General features: G+C 60.9%; 21 protein-coding genes. 9 read left to right on the top strand and 12 right to left on the bottom strand.

The window, feature by feature from the left end:
* Positions 1-72: 72 nt before the first annotated feature.
* From HX823_RS21275 to HX823_RS21245, 7 genes are all read right to left on the bottom strand, one after another.
* Positions 73-1,281, bottom strand: coding sequence for an amino acid deaminase (locus tag HX823_RS21275; RefSeq protein ID WP_038846187.1), 1,209 nt, complete (start codon positions 1,279-1,281; stop codon positions 73-75).
* A gap of 9 nt (positions 1,282-1,290) precedes the next feature.
* Positions 1,291-2,055 carry an IclR family transcriptional regulator gene (locus HX823_RS21270; protein ID WP_016976583.1) on the bottom strand — a complete coding sequence of 255 codons (765 nt, stop codon included), beginning with the start codon at positions 2,053-2,055 and terminating at the stop codon, positions 1,291-1,293.
* Positions 2,056-2,227: 172 nt separating this feature from the next.
* Entirely contained in the window at positions 2,228-2,614 is a 387-nt protein-coding gene (locus HX823_RS21265; protein WP_016976584.1) for a RidA family protein, read from the bottom strand.
* 15 nt (positions 2,615-2,629) lie between these two features.
* Positions 2,630-3,412, bottom strand: coding sequence for an amino acid ABC transporter ATP-binding protein (locus HX823_RS21260; protein WP_065907741.1), 783 nt, complete (start codon positions 3,410-3,412; stop codon positions 2,630-2,632).
* On the bottom strand, positions 3,409-4,071 hold the full coding sequence (locus tag HX823_RS21255; protein WP_025857548.1) for an amino acid ABC transporter permease: 663 nt from the start codon (positions 4,069-4,071) through the stop codon (positions 3,409-3,411). The genes HX823_RS21260 and HX823_RS21255 overlap by 4 nt, the downstream gene beginning before the upstream one ends.
* An 11-nt stretch (positions 4,072-4,082) precedes the next feature.
* Positions 4,083-4,745 (bottom strand): amino acid ABC transporter permease, encoded by a 663-nt coding sequence (locus tag HX823_RS21250; RefSeq protein WP_010210962.1) that lies wholly within the window; start codon positions 4,743-4,745, stop codon positions 4,083-4,085.
* 51 nt (positions 4,746-4,796) lie between these two features.
* A complete protein-coding gene (locus tag HX823_RS21245; RefSeq protein WP_038846184.1) occupies positions 4,797-5,645 on the bottom strand; it encodes a transporter substrate-binding domain-containing protein in 849 nt (282 codons plus the stop codon).
* 333 nt (positions 5,646-5,978) lie between these two features.
* Here HX823_RS21245 and HX823_RS21240 point away from each other — a divergent pair, with 333 nt between their 5' ends.
* The 3 genes from HX823_RS21240 to HX823_RS21230 all read left to right on the top strand — a co-directional run bounded on the left by HX823_RS21240 (position 5,979) and on the right by HX823_RS21230 (position 7,795).
* On the top strand, positions 5,979-6,227 hold the full coding sequence (locus HX823_RS21240; RefSeq protein ID WP_177076496.1) for a hypothetical protein: 249 nt from the start codon (positions 5,979-5,981) through the stop codon (positions 6,225-6,227).
* Positions 6,228-6,301: 74 nt separating this feature from the next.
* On the top strand, positions 6,302-6,667 hold the full coding sequence (locus HX823_RS21235) for a thioredoxin family protein (RefSeq protein ID WP_177076494.1): 366 nt from the start codon (positions 6,302-6,304) through the stop codon (positions 6,665-6,667).
* A gap of 48 nt (positions 6,668-6,715) precedes the next feature.
* Entirely contained in the window at positions 6,716-7,795 is a 1,080-nt protein-coding gene (locus HX823_RS21230; protein WP_177076492.1) for a diguanylate cyclase, read from the top strand.
* Here HX823_RS21230 and HX823_RS21225 read toward each other — a convergent pair.
* Entirely contained in the window at positions 7,776-9,332 is a 1,557-nt protein-coding gene (locus HX823_RS21225; RefSeq protein WP_177076490.1) for a TerC family protein, read from the bottom strand. The genes HX823_RS21230 and HX823_RS21225 overlap by 20 nt on opposite strands.
* A gap of 481 nt (positions 9,333-9,813) precedes the next feature.
* Between HX823_RS21225 and HX823_RS21220 the strand changes: the two genes are divergently transcribed.
* Positions 9,814-10,821 carry a substrate-binding domain-containing protein gene (locus tag HX823_RS21220; protein ID WP_177076488.1) on the top strand — a complete coding sequence of 336 codons (1,008 nt, stop codon included), beginning with the start codon at positions 9,814-9,816 and terminating at the stop codon, positions 10,819-10,821.
* 63 nt (positions 10,822-10,884) lie between these two features.
* Positions 10,885-12,000: an alcohol dehydrogenase catalytic domain-containing protein gene (locus HX823_RS21215; protein WP_038846173.1), complete on the top strand. Its 1,116-nt coding sequence runs from the start codon at positions 10,885-10,887 to the stop codon at positions 11,998-12,000.
* 92 nt (positions 12,001-12,092) lie between these two features.
* Here the strand turns inward: HX823_RS21215 and HX823_RS21210 are convergent, their stop codons facing one another.
* Entirely contained in the window at positions 12,093-13,001 is a 909-nt protein-coding gene (locus HX823_RS21210) for a LysR family transcriptional regulator (protein ID WP_177076486.1), read from the bottom strand.
* 207 nt (positions 13,002-13,208) lie between these two features.
* On the opposite strand from HX823_RS21210, the gene HX823_RS21205 reads away from it, so the two are divergent.
* Complete coding sequence (locus HX823_RS21205) at positions 13,209-13,607, top strand: helix-turn-helix domain-containing protein (protein ID WP_033898180.1); 399 nt, start codon at positions 13,209-13,211, stop codon at positions 13,605-13,607.
* A gap of 58 nt (positions 13,608-13,665) precedes the next feature.
* Positions 13,666-16,428 (top strand): winged helix-turn-helix domain-containing protein, encoded by a 2,763-nt coding sequence (locus HX823_RS21200; protein ID WP_177076484.1) that lies wholly within the window; start codon positions 13,666-13,668, stop codon positions 16,426-16,428.
* On the opposite strand, the gene HX823_RS21195 is transcribed toward HX823_RS21200, so the two are convergent.
* Positions 16,375-17,844: a winged helix-turn-helix domain-containing protein gene (locus HX823_RS21195; protein ID WP_177076482.1), complete on the bottom strand. Its 1,470-nt coding sequence runs from the start codon at positions 17,842-17,844 to the stop codon at positions 16,375-16,377. The two genes, HX823_RS21200 and HX823_RS21195, sit on opposite strands and share 54 nt — an antisense overlap.
* 149 nt (positions 17,845-17,993) lie before the next feature.
* Positions 17,994-18,944, bottom strand: coding sequence for a GlxA family transcriptional regulator (locus HX823_RS21190; protein ID WP_177076480.1), 951 nt, complete (start codon positions 18,942-18,944; stop codon positions 17,994-17,996).
* 180 nt (positions 18,945-19,124) lie between these two features.
* Between HX823_RS21190 and HX823_RS21185 the strand changes: the two genes are divergently transcribed.
* Both HX823_RS21185 and HX823_RS21180 read left to right on the top strand, forming a co-directional pair.
* On the top strand, positions 19,125-19,847 hold the full coding sequence (locus HX823_RS21185; protein WP_177076478.1) for a pirin family protein: 723 nt from the start codon (positions 19,125-19,127) through the stop codon (positions 19,845-19,847).
* Between the two features lie 145 nt (positions 19,848-19,992).
* Complete coding sequence (locus HX823_RS21180) at positions 19,993-20,379, top strand: hypothetical protein (protein WP_177076476.1); 387 nt, start codon at positions 19,993-19,995, stop codon at positions 20,377-20,379.
* 59 nt (positions 20,380-20,438) lie between these two features.
* Here HX823_RS21180 and HX823_RS21175 read toward each other — a convergent pair whose 3' ends face one another.
* Positions 20,439-21,791: a Fic family protein gene (locus HX823_RS21175; RefSeq protein ID WP_177076474.1), complete on the bottom strand. Its 1,353-nt coding sequence runs from the start codon at positions 21,789-21,791 to the stop codon at positions 20,439-20,441.
* Positions 21,792-21,881 lie beyond the last annotated feature (90 nt).

The raw sequence follows: 21,881 nt of genomic DNA, 5'->3' as shown, positions 1-21,881 counted from the left end.
CAAGCCCGCTCCCACATTTGGAATGCATTTCAAGTGTGGGAGCGGGCTTGCTCGCGAAGGGAGCGACGCGGTCTAGAAGCAGGTCTGCAGGCTCTCGATCACCTGCAACTGCTCATCCACCAGGCAGCCGACCTGCCACTTGTCGAACGTCAAACAAGGGTGGGAAGTACCGAACGAAATGATATCGCCAATACGCAACTCAACCCCCGGCGCCACGGTCATGAACGCATGCTGGTCCATCACCGCGGTGACCTTGCACGTGCCCACGTCATCACCTTCTGCCGGCAAGATACCAGCCTTGTAGCGTTTGAGCGGCACCGGCAAACCGGCGTCGTAGGCCACGTCGCGCTTGCCTAGGGCAATCACCGCAAAGCCAGGCTCGGGCAACGATTGCACATGGGCCCAGACTTCCAACGCCGGGCGCAGGCCTTCGCTGAGGTCGCTGCGACGGTCGAGCACGCAGCATTGCGCCTCTTTGTAGATGCCGTGGTCATGAGCTACGTAGCTGCCAGGGCGTAATACGCTGAGGAAGCGGCCAGCAGCGTTCTGCTCTTCGAACGACTCGGCAATCAGGTCGTACCAGGCCGACCCCGACGCCGTGACGATGGGCTTGGGCAGGTCGAAAGAACCATTGTTCTGCAGGTCGACCGCCAGGCGCACCAGGCTGGCGGCGAAATCGCGAATGCCGCTGATCGCATGCTCGCCATGGATCACGCCCTCATAGCCTTCGATCCCGGTGAGGGCCAGGGCCGGTTGGGCCTTGATCGCCTTGGCCAGGTCACGCACTTCCTGCTCGCTGCGGCAGCCGCAACGACCGCCGACCACACCGTATTCGATCATCACGTTCAGGCGCAGGCCACGGGCGGCGAAGAACAGGCCCAGGTCAGCGACGTTGTCCGGGTGATCGACCATGCAGTGGAAGTCGAAGTCCTTGTCGGCCAACAGGTCAGCGATCAACGCCATGTTCGGCGCGCCTACCAGTTGGTTGGCCATCAGCACGCGACGCACGCCACCGGCATAGGCGGCACGGGTCTGCACGGCATTGGCCAGGGTAATGCCCCAGGCGCCCGCCTCGATCTGGCGCTGAAACAGCGCCGGCATCATGCTGGTCTTGCCATGGGGCGCCAGCTGCGCGCCGCTGTTGCTGACGAAGTCCTGCATCCAGCGGATGTTGTGTGCCAGGGCGTCACGGTGCAGCACCAGGGCAGGCAGGCTGACGTCACGGACCAGGTGGGCCCCAACGGCGGCGGCGCCCTTTTCAACGGCATTGATGGCAGACATGGAAAACTCCTATTCGTTGATACGCCGGGCCAGGTTGTTGGCGCTGTCGATCAACACCCGGCGATAGTCGTTGTAGTTTTTTGTGGCATCGGCGCGTGGGGCGACGATGCACAGCGTCGCGATGCTGATACCTTGCGCGTCCCGCACCGGGGCGGCAAAGCAATGGGTAAAGGTGTCGGCTACGCTGTCGAAGGAGAAGAAACCATCGAGGGTGGCCTGACGGATTTGCGCCAGGAAGGTCTCCAGCGGCAGGCGCTGGCCGTCCGGCAGGATGAAGTCATCGTGATCGATCAGGTCGATGATTTGCTGATCGCTCAAGTGCCCCAGCAACAAGCGGCCGGAGGCGGTCCACGGGATGGGAGCGTTTTCGCCGATGTCCGAAGAAATACGGAAATGCCGCTCGCCCTCACGCATCAGCGCCACCGTGTATTTGCGCCCGTTGAGCAGGCACATCTGCGCGGTTTCGTGGGTCTGGCTGACGATTTCCTGCAGCGCGTGATCGGCCTCGCGGGTCAGGTCGAAATGCCGCAGGTGCGCCTGGCCAAGGAAGTAAAGCTGGCGGCCGAGGTAGACGTGACCGTCCTTGCCTACCGTTTCCAGGATGCGCCGCTCAAGCAGCGACGCCACCAGTTCATAGACGGTGGACTTGGGGCTGCCGATGCCGCTGGCAATATCATTCGGGCGCAGGGGCTGGCCGATTTCCTTGAGAAAATCGAGGATATCGAATGCACGGTCCAGGCCTTTGGCGCGGCGTTTGATGGTGTCTTCGGTCATGGCAGTTTCGGTCTCATAAATGCTCAAAGCGGGCGATCAACCTGTGGTGAGCGAGCTTGCTCGCGCTGGGCTGCGAAGCGGCCCCAAAAAAAGCGGGAGCGCTGCGCACTCCAGCGGGGGACAAGCCCCCTCACCACAGGAAACCCATGCCTCACAAACAGGGCGATCATCTTTACTTCTTCTTGTACGCCACGCAATCGATCTCGACCTTGCAATCGACCATCATATTGGCCTGCACACAGGCCCGCGCCGGCGCGTGTTCCGGGGTGAAGTACTCACCGAACACCTTGTTGAAACTCCAGAAGTCCCGCGGGTCTTCCAGCCACACGCCGACGCGCACGACATCCTTCAATTCGTAACCGGCTTCTTCGAGGATCGCCACCACGTTGCGCATGGTCTGGCGGGTCTGTTCGATGATGCCGCCGGTGATGATTTCACCGTCCACCGCAGGCACTTGGCCTGAGACGTACAACCAACCATCGGCTTCCACCGCACGGGCGAAAGGACGGGGTTGACCACCGCCGGCTGTGCTACCGGCACCGTAACGAGTAATGCTCATAAAAAAGGCTCCTGATTAAAAACGAATGTTCTTGAGAAATTCCGCCAGGCGCGGCGATTGCGGGCGTTCGAAGATGTCCTTCGAGGTGCCCTGCTCTTCAATGCGGCCCTGGTTCATGAAAACGATCTTGTCCGAGACTTCGTAGGCAAAGCGCATTTCGTGGGTGACCAGCAACATGGTCATGCCCTCTTCTGCCAGGCCCTTGATCACGCTGAGCACTTCGCCCACCAGCTCCGGGTCGAGGGCCGAGGTGACTTCGTCGAACAGCATCAGGCTGGGGTTCATGGCAATGGCGCGGGCAATCGCCACACGCTGTTGCTGGCCACCGGACAGTTGGCCGGGGAAGTGGTTGCGACGTTCCAGAAGGCCGACGCGGTCCAGCCATTTTTCCGCCAGTGCGACGGCTTCGTCCTTGCCCATCTTCTTGACCTTGAGCAGGCCGAGGGTGACGTTCTGCAAGGCCGTCAGGTGCGGGAACAGGTTGAATTGCTGGAACGCCATGCCGGTCATCGCACGGTGCTGGGCAATCACCCGTTCGGGATGGCGCACGCGTTTGCCGGCGATTTCGCTGTAGCCGATAGACTCGCCATCCAGGGTAATCTGCCCGCCCTGGAACTCTTCCAGCAGGTTCACGCAACGCAACAGCGTGGTCTTGCCCGAGCCGCTGGAGCCGATCAAGGTCACCACGTTGCCGCGCTGCATGGACAGGTCGACGCCCTTGAGCACTTCCACTTGGCCGTATTGCTTACGCAGGCCGCGAATGTTCAGCAGCGGTTGGTTGGTTTGAGGTTGGTTCATGGCAAGGCCACCCGCTTTTCAATGTAGCGCCCGAATAACTCGATGGCGTAGTTGATGACAAAGAACAGAAACCCGGCGAACAGGTAGAACTCCAGGGTCATGAAGGTGCGCGCGATCACTTGCTGGGTGCTGAGCAGCAACTCGGCCACGCCGATCACCGACAGCAGCGTCGAGGCCTTGACGATCTCCGTGGAGGAGTTGACCCAGGTCGGCAAAATCTGACGCAGCGCCTGGGGCAGCAGCACGTAGCCCAGGGACTGGTAGAACGTCAGGCCGATCGCCTTGCCCGCTTCCAGTTGCCCACGGGGAATGGCTTGCAGCGCGCCGCGCACGATCTCGGAGACGTGAGAACCGCAGAACAGCGTCAACCCGACCGCACCGGCCTGGAACGCGGTGATCTGCCACCCGAGCGCCGGCAGCATGTAGAAACACGCGAGCACCAGCACAAACACCGGTGTGCCACGGATCAGGTCGACATACAGACGAAACGGCGCACGCATCCAGAACTTGCCGTAGGTCAGGATCAACCCCGCGACAATGCCGATCAGGGTGCCAAAGATAATTGCCAACGCAGACACATAAACGCTGGCTTGAAAGCCCGCCCAGAGGGTATCCCGGGCGATCCACAACTCATGCAGCCAGCTTGGGGACTCGTACATGAAAGCCCTCCTTAACGACGGATCGCCAGACGCTGTTCCAGGTAACGGAGCAGCATGGCAATGAGGTAACAGGCAGCCACGTAGAGCGCGGTCGTGACCAGCCAGGTTTCAATCACCCGGTAGCTTTCGACGTTGATCTTGCGGGCGTAGTAGGTCAGCTCCGGCACCGCGATGGCGGCAGCGAGCGAGGTGTCCTTGAACAGCGAAATGAAGTTGTTCGACAGCGCAGGCAGCACGTTGCGCAGCATCACCGGCACGGTGATGTAGGCACGGATACGCCACTCGCCCAGGCCGATGGCCAGCCCGGCTTCGCGCAAGCCCTTGGGAATGTTCAACAGCCCGGCGCGGAACACTTCGGTCAGGTAAGCACCGGCGTACAGCGACAAGGTGATGATGAACGACGGGATCTTGTCCAGACGGATCCCCAGGCTGGGCAATGCAAAGTAGATCAACAGGATCAGCACAAGGATCGGCGTATTGCGCACCACCGTCACGTACACCGAGGCGAAGACCCGCAACGCACGGTGCTTGGACAGCATGGCAAAGGCCATCATCAGGCCGATCACACAGCCGATGGCGATCGACAGCAGCGCCAGCTCAAGGCCCAGGCCGAGCCCCGCCAGCAAGCTGGGGAAATCGCGCCACACGGCGGCAAAGTTCAACTGATAGTTCATGGTCAGCAGTACCTGATTGGGGCGCCGTCAGCGACGCCCCAGGTTTTCGATTTACTTGAACTCAACCGGGAAGCCGATCGCGGGTTCCGGCAGGTCGACACCGAACCATTGCTTGAACGAGGCCTTGTAGGTCGGGAACTCCACACCGGTCATGGCTTCATGCAGCGCGGTGTTGACGAAGTTCAGCCAGTCCTGGTCGCCACGCTTGACGGCGCACGCGTAGGTCTGCGGGCTCCAGGCGTAGACTGGGCTGCGGTAGCGGCCTGGGTTCTGCACCATCAGGTATTTGACCGAGGACTGGTCGGTGGCGGCGGCATCGGCGCGACCGGAGTTCACGGCCTGGTACATCAGGTCGACGCTGTCGTACTGGTCGACCTTGGCCTTGGGCAGCGCCTGGTGCACCAGTTCTTCGGCGTATACGTTTTGCAGCACAGCTACGGTGACGCTGTCGCCGGCGGCCTGCAGGTCTTCAATCTCTTTGTACTTGCTGTTGTTCGGCAGCAGCAGGCCCACGCCTTCGCGGTAGTACGGCAGGGTGAAGGCGACCTGCTGGGCACGGCTGGCGGTGACGGTAATGAACTGGCAACTCATGTCGACCTTGTCGGTCAGCAGGTTGGGAATCCGGGCGTCAGACGACTGCACCACGAACTCGACTTTGCTCGGGTCATTGAACAAACCCTTGGCCACGATGCGGCCGATGTCGATATCAAACCCCTGCAACTTGCCATCCGCTCCCTGGAAGTGCCACGGCGCATTGGTACTGCCTGTACCCACGATCAGGTGCCCACGCTTGAGCACATCATCGAGCTTGCTGTCCGCCGCCTGCACGATGCTGGCGAGGGAAGCCGATGCGGCGAAGAGAAAAACACACGCTTTAAACACGGAAGGTCGGTGATGCATGACAAGCACTCCAGGAGTTGTGTATTCCGCTATACCGGAACTTAGTATGTAACAACGGAATAGACAGCAGAAAGTGTGCCACACGCGGTAACAGAAAAAAACGACATGGATAAATCTGTGTTAAATCAGATAGATAAAAGATGATGTGGATTAAGGCGTTGAGCCAGCACCTGAAATCACTTTGCTACCCAAGGCCCCACACAGCGGTGACAGGCCCCACTTGCGTGCGCCACAAAGGCGTTACCGCGCACCGTTGCAGTGCGTTTGGCGCGTGGAAAAATCCCCACGCTGGGCTAGCCTTGGCACATTCATTCCGACAAGGACTCCACCCTGATGAAGTTGCGCCTCACCCTGGTTTTGCTCTCCTTTCTGGTGGCTGGCAGCGCATTGGCCAGTAACGACCGCCGCGAGTGCAAGGAAGAACTGCGCAAGCTCAACGCAGCCCTGAGCACCAATTACACCAGCCAGAATCATCACGGTTACCGCCAGGCGAAGGCCTCAAGGGACAACCTTGAATACAAGAAATGCGCAAGCCAGGCGCGCAAGGCGCGGGAACGCTTGGAGCGCGATAACGACCTGTGAAGGTTGACAGTAGACGGTGATGCTTCCTCGACTTAGCGTTGGCAGACACCAGTGCTATCCAAAGAGGGATCATCATGGAGACTGCTACCCGGAAAATTGCCGATGCGAAGGACTTTCAACGAATCCTCAATACACCACGCCCCGTGTTCATCCTGTTTGTTTCAGAACACTGCCCCGCCTGTGGGGAGTCCACCCCCTTGTTCGAACTGGCCGCCTGGAAGCACCCATGGATAGTGAGCCTGGTAGTGGATTGCGCGGGCACACCCCGGCACCCCGACGTCACGGGCACTCCAACGCTACTAATCTATTGGAACGGCGTATTGGAGGAAAAACTCAAGGGTTTCGGCCCACGGGAAAACCAGGCGCAAGTGGTTGAGGCTACGTTCAAGCGCTACCACCGCGTCCACCGCCCCACCCTATCCGCGCTTGCACACCCTTGACCACGGTCTACGCTGCTGAGTGCCGTCTCAGCCGAACCAGGGTCAGCAATGTTCAAGACCATTGAAGCCGAAGTCCTGAAGAAACACCCCTCACCCGCCCTGCAACGTGAGTTCGCCCAGCATGATTTCGAGCGACTCAAGCCTTTCTGCCTGCTGATCTACATCGCGAGCATCTGCATCTGGCTGGTGTTCGACCTGATCGTCAGCTTTCCGGGCGGACAGGGTTTTACCGGGCTTTCGATGCTCTTTCTCGCGCTGCTGACCATCAACACCATTACCTTGGGATTTACCCGCGACGCCCAGCACTTCCAGTGGATCAACCTGATATTCGTCGCGGTCATCGCCCTCGGCACCCGCCTGCTGATCGAAGGCTTACCGATGGACCTGCACCCCAGCTGGTTGATCCTGGCCGCTTCGAGCATCCTCTATAGCGCATCGGTGCTACCGCTCAAGCATTGGTCGTTCGTCACGACAATGCTGATCACCTGGGCATTGCTCAACCCGTTTCACCTGGCCCAACTCTCGTTGCTGGAAGTGCGTGGCGCCCTGGTGACCTTCTATTCGGTGTTCCTGACCTTCCTGACGCTCTACAGCTTCCTGAAACTGCGCCAGGCCAAGCTGCATAACTTCATCATGTCCAGATTGCTGCTGGATCAGGCGTACCTCGATACCCTCACCGAAATCCCCAACCGCCGCTCCTTCATGACCAGCGCCGGGAAAAAGCTCAGCCAACAGCCCAAGGCGCACGATCACTACCTGGCGATGATCGACATCGACAACTTCAAGAGGGTGAATGATGTGTATGGCCACGACATCGGCGATGAAGTCCTCAAGCGCGTGGCCCAGGACATCAAGACGGTCATGGTCGACTTCGATTACGCCCGGCTGGGCGGCGAAGAGTTTGGAATCTACTTGGCAGGCGTGCGCCGCGAGGATGCAGCGCACTTGGCGAACCTGCTCTGTGCCCGAGTGCGTGAGGAAGCGACCCAGCACCCGGTGACCATCAGCATCGGCCTGGCCCGGGTGGAGGATGGTGAAACCCTGAACCAGGCACTGATCAAGGCGGACCAGGCGCTGTATGTGTCAAAGCACGCGGGCAAGGACCGCTTTACGTTTCACGTACCATAGACACCTGGGTCACGCGCCGCTCCTCGACGGCCGCCACACTCAGGCGCCATCCTTCATGCACCAGGCTGTCGCCCACCACGGGCAGGCGATCCAGCAGGCTCATCATCAGGCCGGCCAAGGTCTGGTAATCGTCGGTCGCGACCGCGTTGAAGCCCGTGCGCTGGCGCACCTGATTGAGGTTCAGCGCACCATTGGCGCGGAAACCTGCGCCCTCTTCGATGATATCCGGCCCCTCGATCTCGCTGGCGTCCGGCAACTCACCGGCGATGGACTCGAGAATGTCGGTCATGCTCAACACACCCATGAAGTCACCGAATTCGTTGATCACGAACGCGATGTGGGTAGATTCCTGACGCATCTGCTCCAGGGCGTTGAGCACCGAAAAGCTGTCCAGCAGGTTGATCGCCCGGCGCGCCAAGTACTCCAGGTTCGGCTCATTACCGGCCAGGTATTCCTTGAGCAGCTCTTTCTTGTGCACGAAGCCCAGCGGCTCATCGACCGCGCCATTGCGGATCAACGGCAGTCGCGAGTAGGACGAATGCATCAGTTTCAGGCGAATACTGTCGGGATCGTCCGCCAGGTCGATGCAGTCGACCTTGGCCCGTGGTGTCATCAGTGTGCGAATCGGCCGCTCGGCCAGTTGCAGCACGCCACTGATCATCACGCGCTCGCGTCGATCAAACAGCGGGCCTTGCGCCGCATCCGGCTCGCCCAACAGGTCGGCAACCTCATCGCTCACCTCCTCCACCGCCAAGCTACGTCCGCCGAGCAAGCGCATCACCGCATGGGCCGTGCGCTCACGCACCGGCAACACACCTTGCGCCGACTTCTTGCGGCGGGCCCGTGCGATCTGGTTGAACACTTCGATCAGGATCGAGAAGCCAATCGCCGCGTACAGGTAGCCTTTCGGGATATGGAAGCCCAGGCCTTCGGCGGTCAGGGCGAAACCGATCATCATCAAGAAGCCCAGGCACAACATGATCACCGTCGGGTGCGCATTGACGAAGCGGGTCAATGGCTTGCTCGCCACGATCATCACGCCGATGGACACGATCACCGCGATCATCATCACCGCCAGTTCGTCCACCATGCCCACAGCGGTAATCACCGCGTCCAGGGAGAACACCGCATCGAGCACCACGATCTGCGCCACGATCGGCCAGAACATTGCGTAGGCGGCATTGCCTGTGCGCTGGGCCACGTGGCCTTCTAGCCGTTCGTGCAATTCCATGGTGGCCTTGAACAACAGGAACACGCCACCGAACAGCATGATCAGGTCACGGCCCGAGAAGCTCTTGTCGAACACCTCGAACAGCGGCTGGGTCAGGGTCACCAGCCAGGAAATACTCGCCAACAGGCCCAAACGCATCAGCAATGCCAGGGACAGGCCGATCAACCGCGCACGGTCACGCTGCTCCGGCGGCAGCTTGTCCGCCAGGATCGCGATAAACACCAGGTTGTCGATGCCCAGTACCAGTTCCAGCACAATCAAGGTCAACAGGCCGAGCCAGGCCGTTGGATCCGCTAACCATTCCATTTATTAAGTCTCTTCAGTCATCGATTTTCAGAATGCCGGACACGGCAAGGCGCGGTCAGTGGACCGGTACAAGGTTAGCAGTCGGAATACGGGGTGCTTCAGAGGGAACAGCGGCAGCGGTTGTCTTGGGGAAAGACGACTGGGAGGCTCCGAGAGGGTGTTCATGCAAATCCTGCGATGACAAAAGGACTTGAATCGTACAGCCGAAACAGAAAATCCCCACAACGCAAAACTATTACAAGATCTGTAACTGTTGCCAGACCTGCGCGATCATATGATCACCTATTGAAATTTATATCATGCAAACAACAACAAAATGCATGCCAGAAATCGCCACTCCATTCATGAAAACCCATAAAACACGCTATTTAAGCATTTTTAGCGAAAGCGATTGACTGATCAGATTTTCATTTGATAAACATATGATCAGCACAAGGCAATGAATGACCGACTGACTACAACAATAAATGGGGTGCTCATCATGAAACTTGGTACGACCTTCGCCGCCGCTGCGGCCCTCTCCCTCCTCGCCAGCAGCATCGCCCTGGCCGCCGACGGCAAGACCTACAAGGTCGGCGCGGCGGTCTACGGCCTCAAGGGCCAATTCATGCAGAACTGGGTGCGCGAGCTCAAGGAGCACCCTGCCGTCAAAGATGGCACCGTGCAGCTCACGGTGTTCGATGGCAACTACGACGCGCTGACGCAGAACAACCAGATCGAAAACATGGTGACCCAGCACTACGACGCCATCCTGTTCGTGCCCATCGACACCAAGGCCGGCGTGGGCACCGTCAAGCAAGCCATGAGTAACGACGTGGTGGTCATCGCCTCCAATACGAAAGTAGCCGATGCCTCCGTGCCTTATGTCGGCAATGACGACGTGGAAGGTGGCCGCCTGCAGGCCCAGGCCATGGTCGACAAGCTCAACGGCAAGGGCAATGTGGTGATCATCCAGGGGCCGATTGGCCAGTCGGCGCAGATCGACCGGGAAAAAGGCGAGCTGGAAGTGCTGGGCAAACACCCGGACATCAAGATCATCGAGAAAAAGACCGCCAACTGGGACCGCGCCCAGGCCCTGACACTCACCGAGGACTGGCTGAACGCCCACCCCAAGGGCATCAACGGCGTGATCGCACAGAACGACGACATGGCCCTCGGCGCAGTGCAAGCGCTCAAGTCCCACGGACTGACGTCCAAGGATGTGCCCGTCACGTCCATCGACGGCATGCCGGACGCGATCCAGGCGGCGAAAAAAGATGAAGTCACCACCTTCCTGCAAGACGCCCAGGCCCAGTCCCAAGGCGCCCTGGATGTGGCCCTGCGCGCATTGGCCGGCAGCGACTACAAGCCGCAATCGGTGATCTGGGAGCGCTACGCCAAAGACGTGAAATGGGGTGACGGCACCGCGAAAAACTACATCCTGCCCTGGGTGCCGGTCACCAACGCCAACGCCGACGAGCTGTACAAACAAGTCAGCGGCGCCAAGTAAGTCGTGTCGAATTATCGCTCCCCGCGCGGGAGCGATAGGTTCATCTTTGTTGTGAGGCCAGCCATGTCCACCGTCACCGAACGCCCGCAAGAACAACTGTCCCCGATCATTCCGAAAACCATGCAGGCCGTGGTCTGCCATGGCCCGGAAGACTACCGGCTGGAAACCGTCGACGTGCCCACGCCCGGCCCTGAGGAAATCCTCACCAAGGTCGAGCTGTGCGGCATCTGCATGGGCGACATCAAGACCTATCGCGGCGCGCCCTCGTTCTGGGGTGATGCCGAGCAACCGCGCTACGTAAAGCCACCGATGATCCCCGGCCATGAGTTCGTCTGCCGCGTGGTCGCCCTCGGCCCTGGCGCGGAAAAACGCGGCGTGAAGATTGGCGACCGGGTCATTTCCGAGCAGATCGTGCCGTGCTGGGGCTGCCGCTTCTGCAACCACGGCCAGTACTGGATGTGCCAGAAACACGACCTGTATGGCTTCCAGAATAATGTGCAGGGCGCCATGGCCCAGTACATGATCTTCACCAAGGAAGGCATCATCCATAAAGTGCCGGATTCCATCGCCCCCGACGAAGCCATCCTGATCGAACCGCTGGCCTGCTCGCTGCACGCCGCCGAACGCGCCAACGTGGATTTCGATGACGTGGTGGTGGTCGCCGGCGCCGGCACACTGGGCCTGGGCATCATCGGCGCGGTGCGCATGCGCAACCCGAAAAAGCTCATCGTGCTGGACATGAAGCCCGAACGCACCGCCCTCGCCCTGCGCATGGGCGCCGACGAGGTGTGGAACCCCGCCGAAGTCGACGTGCTGGCCAAGATCCGTGAAATCACCGACGGCTACGGTTGCGACATCTACATCGAAGCCACCGGTCATCACAAGGCGGTCAACCAGGGCCTGGCGATGCTGCGCAAGCTGGGGCGTTTCGTCGAGTTCAGCGTGTTCAATGACGAGGCCACGGTGGATTGGTCGATCATTGGCGACCGCAAGGAGCTGGATGTACTCGGCTCGCACCTGGGGCCCTACATGTACCCGCGCGCCATCGACTTTATCGGCAACCGCAAGATCGACATGCGCGACGTGGTCACCCACAAGTTCGCCCTGGCGGACTTCAAGGAAGCCTTTGCCGTGATGGAGCGCGGCGACAAATCCCTCAAGGTTGTGCTTGAGCCCTGACCGGCTCCAGGAGGCACATGACGGCCGGCGCTTTTCGAAGCGCCGGCGAATCAGGCCAGGCGCCGCTGCACGAGTAATAGGTGGGCACTCAGTCAGACCTCCTGCGCCATATGCCTGGCAATCCTGCCCCGCAACCAGCGTTCAGCCGGATCGTTATCGTGCACGCCACTCCACACCATCGATAACTCCGCCGCATCGATTGCAAACGGCGGATCCTCCGCCCGCAAGGAAGTGCCTTCGGTCAACGCACAGGCGGCATAATCCGGCACCGTCGCAATAATCTGTGTACCGGCGAGCAACGCCCGCAGCCCGCTGAATTGCGGCACCGCCAACACCACCCGCCGCGCCCGGCCAATCCGCGCCAAGTCCAGATCGATGTTGCCGCTCAAGTCCCCCGAGAACGACACCATCGCGTGGGGCCGTTCGCAGTAGTCATCCAGGGTCAGCGGCTCGGCACCGTCATCGCCGCGCAAGACCTTGCACGGAATGTCGCGCAGTTTCTTGCGCTTGGCATTCGCCGGCAGTTCGGTGGTGTAGCTCACTCCGACCGTGATTTCGCCACTGGCAAGCAGTGATGACATCAGCAGGTAATTGGCCCGACGCACCACCACAATGATGCCCGGCGCCTCCTCGCGCAATTGACCGAGCAACGGCGGAAACAGGCCAAACTCGGCGTCGTCCGACAGACCGATGCGAAACACCGCACAACTGCTGGAAGGATCGAAATCCTTGGCACGGCTGACCGCGCCGGAGATGGTGTCCATGGCCGGTTGCAACTCCTTGAGTATCGCCACGGCGCGTGGCGTGGGCTCCATGCCCCGCCCGTTGCGCAACAGCAACGGGTCGTCGAACAAATCACGCAGGCGGCCCAGTGCCGCACTCACCGCCGGCTGGCCCATGAAAAGTTTTTCGGCGACCCGGGTCAGGTTCTTCTCGAACATCAGCGCTTCGAAAATCACCAACAGGTTCATGTCGACGCGGCGCAGGTCGTTGCGGTTCATGGAGGAAGTATCCAAACGGTTGGCAAGTGCACAGGTAAGCATGCAAAACGCTGCTTTGATTGCATGCCTGTGCTGTCTTTTTCAGGCCGGCACCTGGCGAAATTAACAACGATTAACTCGTCAGCCGGACGGTCCGGCAACAAGATTGGCCCCGTCTACACTGCATCCATCCACCGGGAACGCTCCCATCGACTGCGGATATTTGTCATGGCCCGACTCGAGCAATATGCCCCTCGCCTGTCCGCCACCGGAGGCCTGTGCCCTCGGCGCGAGCGCATCGCCAAACAACTGATCCTGGCCAACCTCGGCGAAAGCCTGGCCATTGCCGACCTGGCCCAGGCCTGCGCGTTGTCACGCAGCCATTTTTCCCGGGCGTTCAAGTGCACCACCGGGTTGTCGCCACAGGAGTGGATCCGTCAACAACGTATCCAGCGCGCCAAGGAACTGATCACCAGCTCGTCCCTGAGCCTCACGCAAATCAGCCTGGAATGCGGCTTTTGCGACCAGGCGCACTTCTGCCATATGTTCACCCGCAGCGAAGGCGTCAACCCGATGACCTGGCGAAATCACCACTCGCGCCACAAGCCTCAAGTGATCGCCGCCTAGTGGTCGGTGCGTACCTGGAATATGCTGGCCGCTCCCCATTTCCCGAGCATGGCCCCCCATGAGCGACTCCGGCGACCAGGCCGTGCATTTCGGCCCCTATCGCATCCACCCGCGCCAACGCCTGGTGCTGGAGGCCGGTCGCCCGTTGCGCCTGGGAAGCCGTGCGGTGGAGATCCTGCTGATCCTGCTGGAACAGGCCGGCAACGTGGTGAGCAAACAGGAATTGATCGCCCGCGTCTGGCCCAAAAGCGTAGTGGAAGACGGCAACCTGCGGGTGCATATGGCGGCGTTGCGCAAGGCCCTGGGCGATGGCCAGGCCGGGCAGCGCTATATCGTGACCGTGGCCCAGCGTGGCTACAGTTTTGTTGCGCCACTGAGCATCGAACCGATGACGCCGCCCTCTGAAGGTAGCCCACAACGCCCGTGTCACAACCTGCCATTGCGGCGTACCCGGATGATCGGCCGCCAGGCCCTGATCGACAGCCTGGTGCAGCAACTGCCGGAACAACGCTTTATCACCCTGACCGGCGCCGGCGGCATCGGCAAGACCACGGTCGCGCTGCGGGTGGCGGAATTGTTGATCGGCCATTACCGCGACGGCATTCGCCTGCTCGACCTGGCGCCACTGAGCGCACCGTCGATGATCCTGCCCAACCTGGCTGCCCTGCTCGACGTCACTCATGCCGAGCACGAACCCTTGGCGACCTTTGCCCGCAGCCTGCAGGAACGCCAACTGCTGCTGGTGATCGACAACTGCGAGCACCTGCTCGACGACATCGCCCTGATCAGCGAAACCCTGCTGCGCCATGCGCCCAGGCTGCACATCCTGGCCACCAGCCGCGAGGCGTTGCGCGCCGAAGGCGAATCGGTGCAGCGCCTGGAACCCCTGGCCTGCCCGCCCGTCACCGGCAATCGCGCCCAGGCGTTGGGCTACCCCGCCCTGCAATTGTTGATCGAGCGGGCCATGTCCCATCAGGACAGCTTTGAACTGAGCGAAGCCGAGTTGCCGCTGGCGATTGATATCTGCCAACGCCTGGACGGCATTCCCCTGGCGATCGAGCTGGTAGCCGCGCAAATCGAACGCTTTGGCCTACAGGGCCTGCTGGTGCAAATGGAAGACAATTTTCGCCTGCTGACCCGTGGCCGGCGCAACGCCCTGCCCCGTCATCAGACCCTGCGCGCCACGCTGGACTGGAGCTTTGAGCTGCTGACCGCCTGCGAACAGATCTGCCTGCGGCGCCTGGCGGTGTTTCGCGGCGGTTTCAGCCTGGCCAGCGCGGCAGCGGTGATTGCCGGAGAACAGATTGCACCGACCGAAGTGTTGGGCTCCATCACTCAATTGGTCGCCAAATCCCTGCTCAATGTGGAAGCCGGCGATGACGAGATGGTCTATCGCCTGCTGGACATCACCCGCACCTACGCCCTGGAAAAACTCAGCGTGGCCCATGAGCTGGACGCCACCCGCGAGCGCCATGCCGAGCGCTGCCTGGCGCTGATGCACCAGGCCCAGGACGATTGGGAAGTCACCGCGACCCAACCCTGGATCGACCGCTACGCGCCGCTGCGCGAAGACATCCGCGCTGCCCTCGACTGGAGCCTGGGCAACCAGGGTGTGCATGTGTTGGGCATGCGTCTCACGGTCAGTGCGATGCCGTTGTGGCAGGAGCTGTCGCTGCTGCGTGACCAGGGTCTGTACGTGGGCAAGGCCTTGGCACGGCTGGGCGAGTCAAGGACACCGAGCCAGCGCTTGAACATGGCATTGCAGCTGGCGCTGGGCAGCTTTTCCTATCACACCCAGGGCGGCACGCCGCAGACCATCGAAGCCTTCAGTTGCGCCCGGCGCCTGGCGGAAGCGGGCAAGGACCTGGCTGGCCAATTGCGCGCGGTGTCGGGGCATATGGCCGTGAACCTGTGCTGCGGCAACTACCGCGAAGCCCTGGCGCAAAGCCTGCACTTCGACCGCCTGGGTCCCGAGGCCGAGCCCCTGCTAGCCCTCAGCGCCCAGCGCCTGCGGGTGTTGGCGCAGCACTTCGCCGGCAACCAGGCGCTGGCGCAGCACCATGCTGAACAGGTGATCCAGCGCATGGCCCACAGCGGCCACCTCAACCGTTTTACCCACGGTTTTGGCGTGCAATACGACCAGAGCGTCGCCTCATTGACCATCCTCGCGCGCATCCTGTGGCTGCGGGGTTACCCGGAGCGCGCGTGGCGCACCGCGAGCCAGGCGTTGGCGCTGGCCTTGACGATCAATCATGGTACGTCGATCTGCTACACCCTGGCCCTGGCCGGGGTGGTCATCGCCCACTACAACGGCGACAACGGGGTGGCCCGCGAGCAGTTGGACCAGCTGCTGCAGCAAGCGCAAAAGCATTCGGTGCAGCTGTTCCATACCTGGGCGCGGTGCTACGAAGGCACGTTGCCGATGGCCGATGTGCAGGGGTTGGGCCTGGTCGAGGACATCCTGGTGACGTTCAACGCCATTGAGGTCACTGACGAGCTATTTGAACGCGCCAGAAATGGCCTCGCGGGCTGGTGCACTCCAGAGATTCTGCGGGTGCGCGCCGACAGCCTGACGGATCGCCGTGCGGCCGAAACGCTGCTGCTGGAAGCCTTGGGCCTGGCACACCAGCAAGGGGCGCTTGCCTGGGAGTTGCGCTGTGCCACTTCACTGGCAAGGCTGTGGCAGGCGCAAGGCCGCGTGCAGCCTGCACGCGACCTGCTGGGTTCGGTCTACGCGCGGTTCACCGAAGGCTTTGCCACCCAGGACCTAGTCCGCGTAAGCCGCCTGCTCGATGAGTTGCAAGACAAACGGCCGGCCTGAAAACGGCCCCAGGTAATGCCCATAGCCCTGCTGCAAACGCGCGACCTGCATCGGGTCGCGCAATTGCGCGAGCGCATAGCTGCGCACGCAGTTGAGCAGGCGGTAACGGGCATTGCCGGGGCCGGGGTCGAGACTCAGCAGCGACGTGTTCACCAAGCGGCCTAGCAGGTAGGACAGGTCGGCATGCTCCAGCTCAGTGCCAGCGACTAACTCGCTCAACGTGGGCAACGTCACCGCCATCTTGAACAAACCCAATTGCAGGAACAGCCAGCGCTCCGGCAGGCTCAGGCGCTGGTAGGTCCAGTCCAGGGCTGCACTCAGGGACTGATGACGTTCCACCGCCGTGCGCCGACCTCGGTTCAGCACCTGCACGCCGTTGCACAGTTGCTGCTGCAAACCGCGCACGCCAAGGGCGTCCACTTGAGCGGCCGCCAATTCCAGGGCCAGGGGGATACCATCCAGGCGTCGGCAGATGTCACGTAATGGCGCCAAGTCCTGGGGCCGCAGCACAAAACCTTGCTGAGCGGCACGCACCCGGGCGACGAATACTTGCACCGCAGGATTTGCCATGGCCTGCTCGACACTGCCCAGCGCCGACGGTGCAGGCACCGCCAGCCGGGGCACGCGTTGCACCCATTCGCCAGGGACTTGCAGGGCTTCGCGGCTGCTGACCAGCACACTGACCTGGGGCGCCGCTTCGCGTAGCACGCGCACCAGGTGACGGCAGGCGCCGAGCAGCAGGTCGGCGCCGTCAAGCACCAGCAGTAACTGGCGGGTCGCCAATTGTCGACCCAATTCATTGGCGTTGGCGCAAGGTTCAAGGTGCAGCGCCAACGCCAGGTGGCGCAGCATGCCCATCGGCGCATCCACCGTGGCCAGGTCGACCCACCACACGCCGTCCCGATAACGCGGCAGCACCCGCTCGGCCAACGCCAGGGCCAGGCTGCTCTTGCCCACGCCGGCACACCCGGTGAGCGTCATCAGGCGTTGGCCGGACAGGCGCCGCACCAGTACGCCCAACAGTTCATCGCAACCCACTAACGGGCTGAGCCGTACTGCCAGGTTATGCCGGGGCAGCGTGACCGGCACAACCCCTAGCACAGCGGCTGCAAAACAGTAGCCGCGTTGTGGATCGTTGAGAATGAAGCGTTGCCCATCCAGGGCGCGACGCAGCGCAGCGATGTGCACCCGCAGGTTGTTTTCTTCCACCACGCTGCTCGGCCACACGCGCTCTATCAAGACAGCCTTGCTGAAATACTGCCCAGGCGCTTCGAGCAGCACCGCGAGGATATCCAGCGCGCGCCCACCCAAAGGCACCGGCCAGCCTGCCTTGCTGACCAGACGCTGTTGCCGGTGAAAGACATAAGCGCCGAATCGCGCAGTGCCTTCAGCCTCACTCGCCTGAGGGTTATTCATGTGTGTAAAAGCGCTGAAACACCCGGCCTTGGGCGTTCGCGCATCCTTTTCCGTGGGCTTGCCGCTATCTTGCCAGTTGGCGATGACAGGACAATGCTGGCGCGGGGAGCGATACGGACATTCGGGTGCGCGAGACGGACATTCTGTCGTTAACTGAACTGCTGTCGGTATTGGGTCGGGTTGAGGCCCAGTTTTTCACTGAACAGAAAGCGCATGTGTCGCACGCTGCCGAAGCCTGCGTGGAAAGCCACGGTCTTGAGCGGCAGGTCGGTGGTTTCCAGCAATTGCCGGGCGCGATCGATGCGTGCGCCTTGCAGGAATGCCATGGGCGTCATCTGCACGTCCTTGGCGAATAGCCGCGCAAAATGCCGCGCGCTCATGCCGGCCAACTCGGCCATGGACTCGATGGTAAAGGCTTGGCCGAGATGCTCCAGCACATGCTGCTGCACGCGGGTAATCGCGGTTTCCTGGGGCGCCACCGCCGCCGTCATCGGGCTGAACTGCGCCTGGCCGCCCTGGCGTTTCATCACCACCAGCAACACCTTGGCCACTTCGACGGCGATCTGCTTGCCGTGGTCCTGGGCGACCACTGACAGCGCCAGGTCGATACCGGCGGTGACGCCACCCGAGGTGATCAGGCGCCCGTCCTGCAAATAGATACGGTCGGTTTCGACAATCGCCTTGGGGAACGCCTTGATCAGCCGCTCGGTGTAGTGCCAGTGGGTGGTCACGCGATGACCGTCCAACAGCCCGGCATGCCCGAGTACAAAGGCGCCTGTGCAGATCGAGCCAAAGCGCCGTGCCCGTGGCGCCGCGGCCCTGAGCCAGGGCAATAACGCAGGGTGGCATTCGTTGTAGGCACCCGGACCGCCGGGCACCAGCAGCAGGTCGTAGGCATCCTGGGCCTGGTCCAGCAGCAGGTCGGTCTGTACCGCGACGCCATTGGAGGCGCGCAACGGGCCAGGCTCGGTGCCGAGGGTAAGGATCTGATAGTGATCTGCCGCTGGCAGGTAGCGATTGGCAATGGAAAACACTTCGAGCGGCCCGGCCATGTCGAGCAGGAGGAAGTCCGGAAACAGCGCCATGGCCACGGTTTTCATCACAAGGAGAGTCCATCGATAAGGAATGCAGCGGCCATTATTGCACGTTCACAACTGTCAACTTGAATGAGACAGTTATTCAGTTTTAAGCTTCTTAATGAATATCCTGATAACCATTAACCTTCTTCTCAACGCCGGAGCCCTGCATGCCGCAGCCCGCTCCCACTTGAGGACAAGACCATGCTGACCCTTCGCAAAGCTTCCGAACGCGGCGCCGCCAATCACGGTTGGTTGAAGTCGTTTCACACCTTCTCGTTCGCCAGCTACTGGAACCCGAAAGAACAGGGTTTTTCCGACCTGCTGGTAATCAACGATGACCGTGTTGCGGCCGGCAAAGGCTTCGGCCAGCACCCGCACCGCGACATGGAGATTTTCTCCTATGTGCTGGAAGGCGCACTGGAACACAAAGACACCCTGGGCACCGGCTCGGTGATCCGCCCCGGCGATGTGCAACTGATGAGCGCCGGCAGCGGCGTAGCCCACAGCGAGTTCAACCACAGCCAGACCCGTGGCGTGCACTTCCTGCAGATCTGGATCGTGCCCAATGAAGCCGGTGCCGAGCCACGCTATCAGCAGGAGCACTTCAGCGAAGCGCAGAAACGTGGGCGCTTGCAGCTGATTATCTCGCCGGACGGCAACGACGGATCGCTCAGCGTGCGCCAGGACGCACGGGTGTATGCCGGGCTGTTCGATGGCGACGAAGCCGCCACCCTGGACCTGGTGCCGGATCGCCACGTCTACATCCATGTGGCCCGTGGCAGCGTTGAAATCAACGGCCAGCGCTTGCAGGAAGGCGACGGCGCCCGCGTGCGGGATGAACGGCAGATTCGCCTGAGCCAGGGCGAGGACGCCGAGGTGCTGGTGTTCGACCTGCGCCCGCAGGAACTGCCGCAGATGCCATGACTAGCCCAGCGATGGCTCGCCGAAACGAGCCATCGCTGGCATCGATAGTCACCATCAGCCCAATGAAGTTCTCTTAAAAAATGCAACGCGTAACATCAACCCCATACCCGCAACAACCCAACTAAAACACTCGGAGCACACCAACATGAAACGCCAAATCTTGCTTACCCTCGCTTTCTCGGTACTCGCTGCCAACGCATTTGCTCACCCTGTTGTCGCTGAAGGCGGCTCGGATCGACTGATTGAAAGCCGTGTTGCAGAAGGTGGCTCAGACCGCCTGCAAGGTAACCGCGTCGCCGAAAACGGTTCGGACCGCCTGCTGGAACGTCGTGTTGCCGAAGGTGGCGCTGATCGTCTGCAAGAACGCGGCCTGGCTGAAGGCGGTGCTGATCGCCTGCAAGAACGTGGACTGGCTGAAGGTGGCGCTGATCGCCTGCAAGAACGTGGCCTGGCTGAAGGTGGTGCTGATCGCCTGCAAGAACGTGGCCTGGCTGAAGGCGGTGCTGATCGTCTGCAAGGCAACAACGTTTAATCCCGCTCTGCTGGCGGGAACCCCAAACCGGCCTGATCAGCCGGTTTTTTTGTGTTCGATCAATGCCTGGAAGCGATTGTTATCAAATTGGCCTGTGCATCCTCTCTGGCGATGTACAGAAAGCCCTTGCCCTCTTGCACCTTGGATAACACCTTCATCCCGACCCATCGTTCCAAGTCATTTCGGGCAGTGTTTTCCGAAATATCGTAGTCATGGGTAAGCTCTTTGGGCGTGAAAATCCGCCCCGGATGCTGGAGCACTTTCTTCAAGAAATGCCCCTGCCGGTAATTCAGCCCGCCCTTCAGTTGCAGTGTCTGCACCCAGGCCGTCAGCTCAACGGCCTCCTGCCGTTTGTTCTCGAAATGTTGCATGAACGCTTTGATTGCACGCTCAATCACCCGCAACTGATAGGTCACGAAATAGGTCAAGTCAAAGGCGTCGGTTTCCGTATGCACATAGGAACGCCCATATTGCATGGGTGCTTCCTTGAGCAGTGTGCTGATGGAAATGTATTCAAATGGCCAATAGCCGTGTTTGAGCATGAACCAATAAAACAGACAACGTGCAGTCCGCCCGTTTCCGTCCCGGAAGGGATGCTCATAGCCAATCATGAAATGCAGGATGATGGCCTTGACCACAGGATGGATGAAGGGCCTGCCGTCCTGGCCATCATGCAGATCATTGGCGAACAGGCAGAGGGCCTCAAGCCTGACGGGCAGCAGCGAGGCTGGAGGTGGCTGATGGATGATTTCATCCGTTGGCCCCCCCACAAAAATGTCGTCATCCTCACGGATATGGCCAGGATGGGCATCCTCCTCATCAACCCCGGCCGTCGCGATGCTCTGGAACTCGCAGATCAACGCAACAGACAGATTTTCGTCCTTGTTGTACTTGGCATGTTTCATCAGTTGATAGTTGTTGAGGATCATCCGCTCATCATCATTCTGAGGTGCGCGCTCCTTGGCCAACATGTCCTTGGCGATCTTGCGGGTCGTCGACGCCCCTTCCAATTGCGCGCTGGAAATGGCCTCTTCCATCATCAACGCGTCAACCAGGTACTTGGCGTTGTCTCGGTAGTGGGGAGAAGACGCCGCGGCGCCCCCCAGCCTGGAGGTCACCTGTTCGATAGCGTGAATCACCGCTTCGCAAAACTCGGTGGCGCACAGGAAAAACGGGCTGCCGCACGCACTGCGAAGCTCCAGAGACTTGCTGCCACAGGCCCGGGACAGCTTGATTGCCGCCCACGCTGCCTCCTTTTGTATCCCTGGCGAGGGATACCGACGAAACTCATCCCAATGCAGGTAGCGGCCTTTGTCATCGACCGCCTTGAAAGTGCGGGCGAGCTCAAATACCTGCATGCCGTACTGGTTCAACAGGACATTGAAATCGGTCGGCTTGTGGACTTTCGCCATGATTGAAACTCAATTTCTGAAAATTGAGTTGATCGTTGCGCGAGCGCTTCGCAGTGTCAAGGCTCAAGCCGTAAGGAACTCCGCCAACCC

Origin of the sequence: Pseudomonas sp. P7759 (assembly GCF_013386445.1) — a bacterium.
GTDB classification, from domain to species: Bacteria; Pseudomonadota; Gammaproteobacteria; order Pseudomonadales; family Pseudomonadaceae; genus Aquipseudomonas; species Aquipseudomonas azotoformans_A.
This window is presented reverse-complemented; position numbering and strand designations above follow the sequence as displayed.